General features: G+C 60.1%; 5 protein-coding genes and 1 tRNA gene. 1 reads left to right on the top strand and 5 read right to left on the bottom strand.

The window, feature by feature from the left end; translation table 11 throughout:
* Positions 1–92: 92 nt before the first annotated feature.
* The 5 genes from metG to HMPREF2894_RS04525 all read right to left on the bottom strand — a co-directional run bounded on the left by metG (position 93) and on the right by HMPREF2894_RS04525 (position 6,103).
* A complete protein-coding gene (metG, locus tag HMPREF2894_RS04545; protein ID WP_070593895.1) occupies positions 93–1,637 on the bottom strand; it encodes a methionine--tRNA ligase in 1,545 nt (514 codons plus the stop codon).
* 598 nt (positions 1,638–2,235) lie between these two features.
* Positions 2,236–2,308, bottom strand: a tRNA-Lys gene (locus tag HMPREF2894_RS04540).
* Positions 2,309–2,519: 211 nt separating this feature from the next.
* The gene (gene ilvC / locus HMPREF2894_RS04535) at positions 2,520–3,548 is read right to left on the bottom strand and encodes a ketol-acid reductoisomerase (protein WP_070593897.1); all 1,029 of its coding nucleotides are present in this window, start codon (positions 3,546–3,548) and stop codon (positions 2,520–2,522) included.
* A gap of 252 nt (positions 3,549–3,800) precedes the next feature.
* Positions 3,801–4,301 (bottom strand): acetolactate synthase small subunit, encoded by a 501-nt coding sequence (ilvN, locus tag HMPREF2894_RS04530; RefSeq protein WP_070604524.1) that lies wholly within the window; start codon positions 4,299–4,301, stop codon positions 3,801–3,803.
* Positions 4,301–6,103 carry an acetolactate synthase large subunit gene (locus HMPREF2894_RS04525; protein ID WP_049352919.1) on the bottom strand — a complete coding sequence of 601 codons (1,803 nt, stop codon included), beginning with the start codon at positions 6,101–6,103 and terminating at the stop codon, positions 4,301–4,303. The genes ilvN and HMPREF2894_RS04525 overlap by 1 nt, the downstream gene beginning before the upstream one ends.
* A 462-nt stretch (positions 6,104–6,565) precedes the next feature.
* Between HMPREF2894_RS04525 and HMPREF2894_RS04520 the strand changes: the two genes are divergently transcribed.
* Positions 6,566–7,105 carry a hypothetical protein gene (locus HMPREF2894_RS04520; RefSeq protein WP_049352918.1) on the top strand — a complete coding sequence of 180 codons (540 nt, stop codon included), beginning with the start codon at positions 6,566–6,568 and terminating at the stop codon, positions 7,103–7,105.
* The last annotated feature ends 451 nt before the right edge of the window (positions 7,106–7,556 follow it).

Below are 7,556 nucleotides of genomic sequence, written 5' to 3'. Positions count from 1 at the left end.
TTTAATGCGTCCAAGTTTCGGGGCGCAGTTCACATCTGGGGGGCAGGAAGCCGGGGGCTTTCATACGCTATTCGCTATTGCAGAAGCAGCTGTTATGCCTTGGGCGCTTCGTAGCGGGGGAACACCGGTGCGGGTGCGGGCAGTTCGGTGCCGGGCACGAGTGCGGTGCCGAGGGCTGCGAACTGGCGTGCGTCGCCTTCGGGTACGCCGAGCAGGGTCAGCAGCTTGGCGGTTGCGTCGGGCATGACGGGCTGCAGCAGCAGGGCGACCTGGCGCACGACCTCGAGGGTCACGTACAGCACGGTGTTCATGCGGTCGAGTTCGCCGTTCTTGCGCAGGGTCCAGGGTTCCTGCTCTGCGAAGTAGGCGTTGGCGTCTGCGAGGACGGTCCAGATGCGTTCCAAAGCGCGGTGGAATGCCTGCTCGTCGAAGTCTGCACGGACGGGCTCGTAGAGGGCTGCCGCCTGGTCGAGGATCTGGCGGTCGGCTTCGGTGAATTCGCCGTGCTCAGGCACAGCTCCGCCGCAGTTCTTGGCGACCATGGACAGGGAACGCTGGGCGAGGTTGCCGAGGTTGTTGGCCAGGTCGGAGTTGATGCGGTTGATGATGGACTCTTCGGAGTAGGAGCCATCCTGGCCGAAGGACACTTCACGCATGAGGAAGAAGCGGACCGCGTCCAGGCCGAATGCGTCGACGAGGTTTGCGGGGTCGACGACGTTACCGACGGACTTGGACATCTTTTCGCCGTTGACGAGCAGGAAGCCGTGGCCGAAGACGCGCTTGGGCAGTTCGATTCCGGCGGACCACAGGAATGCGGGCCAGTAGATGGAGTGGAATCGGGTGATGTCCTTACCGATGAGGTGCAGGTCGGCGGGCCAGTACTTGACGAACAGTTCGTTGTCGGTGTCGGGGTAGCCGAGGCCGGTCAGGTAGTTGGTCAGCGCGTCGACCCACACGTACATGACGTGCTTGTCGTTGCCGGGTACGGGCACACCCCAATCGAAGGTGGTGCGGGAGATGGACAGGTCGTTCAGGCCGCCCTTGACGAAGGAAATCAGTTCGTTGCGGCGGGATTCGGGGTAGACGAAGCCTTCGTTGGCGTAGAGTTCGAGGAGCTTGTCACCGTACTTGGAGAGGCGGAAGAAGTAGGATTCTTCTTCGGTCCATTCGACTTCGGTGCCGGTTGCGATGGCGTAGCGCTGGCCGTCGCGGACTTCGGTTTCGTCTTCGGCGTAGTAGGCTTCGTCGCGGACGGAGTACCAGCCGGCGTACTTGTCGAGGTAGATGTCGCCGTTTTCTTCCATGCGCTTCCAGATTGCCTGGGATGCGACGTAGTGGTCGGGGTCGGTGGTGCGGATGAAGCGGTCGTAGCTGATGTTCAGCGCGTCGTTCATTGCTTTGAAGCGTGCGGAGTTCTCGTCGGCGAGTTCTTTGGCGGTCTTACCGAGCTTCTCGGCGGTGGTCTGCATCTTCTGGCCGTGCTCGTCGGTGCCGGTCATGAAGCGCACGTCGAAGCCGTCGAGGCGCTTGAAGCGGGCTAGCACGTCGGCTGCGATGGTTTCGTAGGCGTGGCCGATGTGCGGGTTGCCATTGGGGTAGGAGATGGCGGTGGTGATGTAGAACGGAGTTGCAGTCATAACTTTCAGTTTACCGCAGTCTTAGGCGCGACTCTCACCGGGGTTACACTCTGATACGCGATAAGCACCAAGCCACCAGGTAACAGGCTGCCACGCCGCATGTTTCCTCCGCGCCTACGCAGGGGCACCCGTCACCCGGACGCTCCGCCCCTCCTTGCTTCGCTGCGGAGAGCGTCCGTGTGACACCCTGAGGGCGCTTCCGGAAAACACGGCGCACCAGCCTAAACTTCCAGCCACCAAGCAACACGCTAAACCGCGACAGCCCTCCCCCGCCCCACACGCAAAACACCAACCACCAAGCAACAGGCTAAAAGGCGACAGTCCTCCCCCGCCCCAGTTCGCTAGGCACGGGGCGCACACCCAAACCACCGCGCAGCTACCGCAACCCCGGCGGGATAACGTGCCCCTGCCGAACCCGCAGAAACCATCTGAGGAATCGGTGTCGTCCGTAGTGACATCAGGGTGTCCGAGCTCTGCGAGGACAGGTCCCCTGTAGGAACGAGGACGAACACCGATTCCTCAACCCATGAAGACTGCTTTTCAAGGGGAACGCAAAAATCCCGCCGATTCCTAAGAATCAGCGGGATTTTCTTTGAAGTGCGCCCCCTGGGACTCGAACCCAGAACCCATTGATTAAGAGTCAATTGCTCTGCCAATTGAGCTAGAGGCGCTTATTTATTTTTCAGGGTTTCCCCTGCAACAAGTAAATACTATACGGCATTTTATAGACACCCGCAACTCAAGTGAGCATGAAATGCATCACATATTTGTTGAGTGTTGTTGTTCAGCTTGAAACAGCAAGAATCCGGCGCCCACCTCCTCCCCTGTGCGGGATGAGAGGTGGAACGCCGGATTCTTAGAAAGCTATTGCTGAGCTACCGTTTAGCGAGCGACGGAACCTTCGGTGTAGTCGTCGTCTGCAGTGTTCCAGGAGAACAGCTCGCGCAGCTTGCGGCCGGTTGCCTCGATGGGGTGTGCCTCGCCCTTTGCGCGCAGTGCCTTGAACTCGGGTGCACCTGCAGCCTGGTCTTCCATGAAGCGCTTTGCGAAGTTGCCGTTCTGGATGTCTGCCAGGACAGCCTTCATGTTTTCCTTGACCTCGGGGGAGATCACGCGGGGGCCGGAGACGTAGTCGCCGTACTCTGCGGTGTCGGAGATGGACCAACGCTGCTTAGCGATGCCGCCCTCGATCATCAGGTCAACGATGAGCTTGAGCTCGTGCAGCACCTCGAAGTATGCGATTTCGGGCTGGTAGCCAGCCTCGGTCAGGACCTCGAAGCCGTACTGGACGAGCTGGGAGGTGGCGCCGCAGAGGACTGCCTGCTCGCCGAACAGGTCGGACTCGGTCTCTTCGGTAAAGGTGGTCTTGATGACGCCTGCGCGGGTTGCACCCAGTGCCTTTGCGTAGGACAGTGCCAGTGCGAGTGCTTCGCCGGATGCGTCCTTCTCGACTGCGACCAGGGCGGGAACGCCGCGGCCTGCTTCGTATTCGCGGCGGACGGTGTGGCCGGGGCCCTTGGGGGCGACCATTGCCACGTCGACACCCTCGGGTGCGGTGATGTAGCCGAAGCGGATGTTGAAGCCGTGTGCGAAGAACAGTGCGTTGCCGGGCTTGAGGTTCGGCTCGATGCTCTCTGCGTAGACCTTTGCCTGGACCTGGTCCGGGGTCAGGATCATGATGACGTCTGCTTCTGCTGCTGCTTCTGCAACGGTTGCGACGCGCAGGCCTTCTGCCTCAGCCTTGGCGCGGGACTTGGAGCCCTCGGACAGACCGACGATGACCTTCACGCCGGAGTCACGCAGGTTCAGTGCGTGTGCGTGGCCCTGGGAGCCGTAGCCGATAACTGCTACGGTGCGACCCTGGATCAGGGAGAGGTCTGCGTCGTCGTTGTAGAAAATGGTTGCTGCCATTTCTTCTCCTCAGTAAGTTTGATATGCGGCCCAGGCTGGGCTCAACATTGACTATTCTACTTGATAGATGTTTAGTTGCGGGCTGTCGAGAGCACTTCTCAGCATCTGAAGTATCCGGAAGGTCTGTGAGCCCATAGGGTCGGGTATCGCATCGCTGCCGGTTTTCCCGGTTGTGGCGGTGCGATACCCGTTGCTATCCCCAGCTGGTGCGGGGTTGGTGTGGCACCCTGGCAGGTGTTAGATGCGCTCGCGCTAGATACGTTCGCTCATGGCGCGGGGGCCACGAGTGAGAGCGATAGTGCCGGCGCGAACAATTTCGCGAACGCCGTAGGGTTCGAGAACGTCCAGCAGTGCGTTGAGCTTCTCCTGGGAGCCGGTTGCCTCGATGACAAGGGACTCGGGGGAAACGTCGATCACGGATGCGCGGAACAGGTCAGCTGCCTGAACGATCTGCAGGCGGACTACGGGGTCTGCCTTGACCTTGATCAGGATGTGGTCGCGCTGGGTGGAGGAGTCGGCGGGAAGCTCGACGACCTTCAGCACGTGAACAAGCTTGTTCAGCTGCTTGGTGATCTGCTCGATGGTGTGGGCGTCACCCTCGGTCACGACGGTGATGCGGGAAACACCGGGGTTTTCGGTGGGGCCCACAGCCAGGGAGAGGATGTTGAACAGTCGGCGGGAGAACAGACCGGAGACGCGGGTGAGAACGCCCGGCTTATCTTCTACCAGAACGGACAGAGTGTGCTGAGACATTAGTTCTCTCCCTCACGATCGAACTCAGGCGAAGTGTTCTTCGCAATCCAAATCTTGTCATTAGATACGCCTGCCGGGACCATGGGCCAGACCAGGGCGTGGGGGCTGACGGTGAAGTCAATGACGACGGGGCGGTCGTTGATTTCGAGGGCAGCCTTGATGGTTGCGTCCACGTCTTCGTCGCGTTCGCAGCGGAAGGTTGCGCAGCCGTATGCTTCGCCGAGCTTGACGAAGTCGGGGATGCGTACGGTGCCGTGGCCGTCCTTCAGGTCGGTGTTGGAGTAGCGCTCGTTGTAGAACAGGGTCTGCCACTGGCGCACCATGCCGAGGGAGGAGTTGTTGATGATGGCAACCTTGACGGGGATGTTGTTCTGTGCACAGGTGACCAGTTCCTGGTTGGTCATCTGGAAGCAGCCGTCACCGTCGATGATCCACACGGTGGAGTCGGGGTGTGCAACCTTTGCACCCATGCCGGCGGGTACGCCGTAGCCCATGGTGCCGAGGCCTGCGGAGCTGATGAAGTGGCGGGGGCTTTCCTGCTGGATGTAGTGTGCACCCCACATCTGGTGCTGGCCAACGCCGGTGACATAGTATGCGTCGGGGCCGGTGAGGGCGCTGATGCGCTCGAGAACGTACTCGGGCGAGCCGAGGCCATCGTTGGGCTTCTCGTAGCCGAGCGGGTAGTCCTTGCGGATGACGTTCAGCTCGTTCCACCATTCGGTGAGGTTCGGCAGCTGGTCTGCGAACTCGGTGGAGAGCAGGTCGGTCAGCTCGGGCAGGACGTACTTGAGGTCGCCGACGATCGGCACGTCTGCGAAGCGGATCTTCGAGATTTCTGCCGGGTCAACGTCAATGTGGATGACCTTAGCCTCGGGTGCGAAGGAGTCGAGCTTACCGGTGACGCGGTCGTCAAAGCGTGCGCCGAGGGTAATCAGCAGGTCAGACTTCTGCATTGCGGCGACGGCGGGGACGGTGCCGTGCATGCCGGGCATGCCGAGGTTCTGGGGGTCAGAGTCGGGGAACGCGCCGATTGCGTTGAGGGTGGTGACGACGGGTGCGCCGATGAGCTTAGCCAGCTTGTGGAACTCTTCGGAGGCACCGGAGCGTACCAGGCCACCGCCGACGTAGAAGACGGGGTGCTTGGATTCGGTGATGAACTTTGCAGCTTCGTGAATCTGCTTGGAGTGGCCGCGGGTGACGGGGGTGTAGCCGCGCAGCTCCAGGTCTTCGGGGATGCCGCGGTATTCCATCATGCCGACCTGTGCGTCCTTGGTGACGTCCACGAGCACGGGGCCGGGGCGGCCGGTGGATGCAATGTGGAATGCTGCAGCCAGTGCGCGGGGGATGTCCTGCGGGTCGGTGATCATGAAGGAGTGCTTGGAGATGGGCATCGCCATGCCGACGATGTCAGCTTCCTGGAATGCGTCAGAGCCGAGCAGCGCGGTGGACACCTGGCCGGTGATTGCGACGAGGGGGACGGAGTCCATGTTTGCGTCTGCGATTGCGGTCAGCAGGTTGGTTGCGCCGGGGCCGGAGGTTGCGATGCACACGCCGGTCTTACCGCTGGACACTGCGTAGCCCTGGGCTGCGTGGCCTGCGCCCTGCTCGTGGCGGACCAGGATGTGGCGGACCTTCTTGGAGTCGTACAGGGGGTCATAGGTCGGCAGAATAGCTCCACCAGGCAGGCCGAATACGTCAGTCACACCCAGGTCTTCGAGGGTGCGGACGATTGCCTGAGAACCGGTCATGCGTTCTGCGGGAGCGTTTGCCGCGTCATCAGAAGTGGAAAATCCCATGGTCATGGAAATGCCTCGTGTCTTAATGGTTCTTCGTTGTACTCAATGTTCTGCGTGAGGTTTGTGTGATCCTCACGCATCCTATGCCCGGGGGTACCAAGCTATAAAAAATGCCCCTCGCTGTTGGTGGTAGCGGTAGGGGCGCTCAGTCGCAGTGAATAGACCCTGCCACGCGCCCTAGGCGACGTCGACAAGGCGTAGAATTCGCTGGAACATTGCTGTCTTCACCCTTCTATGGTGAAGCCCGGGGCGGGGGTGAGTCAAATCTCTATGGGGTGTCGTGGTGGTTTTTACATGGAAACCCCCTAGTCAACCTTCTTCTTTCATGATGTGGACACATTGCACTTGTTTACACATTCCCACGTATTCATTTGAACAGGTGAGAAAAACTCGCATTTTTGGACGTCATGGCGCGTAATATGCGCGAATACTCGTGACCTTCGTTGGTTGCCCCGGTAGACTGAAACTATGACCGAACCGATCATCCCGGTCGCTGATGAGCTGACCGAAGCAAGTAAGTACGCAGAGGTTGTTGACCCCCGTAACTCTGTTGAGAGTGACGTGTTTTTGACGGGTGAGGAACTCATTCGGGTTCTGCACCCGGTTTTTGACGAGCAGATTATTAATTACGGTGCATACAATTTGGTGTATGCGACGGGCCGTGCGGTTTACCGTAATCCTGATTTGGCGTTGCATCAGTCTCCTGATCAGGGGCATTTTATTGTTGGGTATCAGGATGCGCCTGATGAGGTGATTATTGCTCCGGTGAATTTGCCGGCGTTGACGCCTGCGGGTACGGCTACGACGATTGATAATACGAATGCGTTGCATGCGTATCGTGTGGGTGATGATGCGGTGACGATTGAGTCGGTGAATGGCAGCTCGTTTTATTTGTCGTTTGAGGATAATGCTGAGGTGGCGACTCGTTTTGGTGTTGGCCTGCTGGAGCAGGGTAAGGACGTGGAGGATTTCCGTGAGTTTGTGACGCGGATTTGGCCGGTCCTGTAACGGAGACTTTTCGTGCTGGATGCCCGCTGCAACTCTTAGGGTTGCGGCGGGCTTTCGCATGCCCACACCCCGCTACGTTGACCGCTTGAGGGGCGGTGCACGTCCTCGCTCCTACAGGGGCACCCGCCCTCGCTTCGCTTCGGGCACCCTGATGTCGCTACGGACGGCACCGACGCCTCTGCGCACACCAGACTAGCTATCTCGCAAAAGCCTGAAAGGCGACAGCCCTCCCCCGCCCCACACACAAAACACCAAACCACCAAGCAACACACTAAAAGGCGACAGCCCTCCCCCCGCCCCAGTTCGCTAGGCACGGGGCGCACACACTGAACCACCGCGCAACCCAACGAACCGGCGGGATTCCACGAACCCCTGAACCACAGGACGTAAAGAGGAGCGGGGCGGCACATCGGTAGCGCGCCGCGTTTTCCGGATGCGCCCTCAGGGTGTC

Origin of the sequence: Rothia sp. HMSC066G02 (assembly GCF_001813145.1) — a bacterium.
Lineage (GTDB): Bacteria > Actinomycetota > Actinomycetes > Actinomycetales > Micrococcaceae > Rothia.
This window is presented reverse-complemented; position numbering and strand designations above follow the sequence as displayed.

Coding starts and splice junctions, on each gene's coding strand:
- ilvC (WP_070593897.1), bottom strand. CDS start 3,548: ATGGCAGCAACCATTTTCTACAACGACGACGCAGACCTCTCCCTGATC.
- HMPREF2894_RS04525 (WP_049352919.1), bottom strand. CDS start 6,103: ATGACCATGGGATTTTCCACTTCTGATGACGCGGCAAACGCTCCCGCA.
- ilvN (WP_070604524.1), bottom strand. CDS start 4,301: ATGTCTCAGCACACTCTGTCCGTTCTGGTAGAAGATAAGCCGGGCGTT.
- metG (WP_070593895.1), bottom strand. CDS start 1,637: ATGACTGCAACTCCGTTCTACATCACCACCGCCATCTCCTACCCCAAT.
- HMPREF2894_RS04520 (WP_049352918.1), top strand. CDS start 6,566: ATGACCGAACCGATCATCCCGGTCGCTGATGAGCTGACCGAAGCAAGT.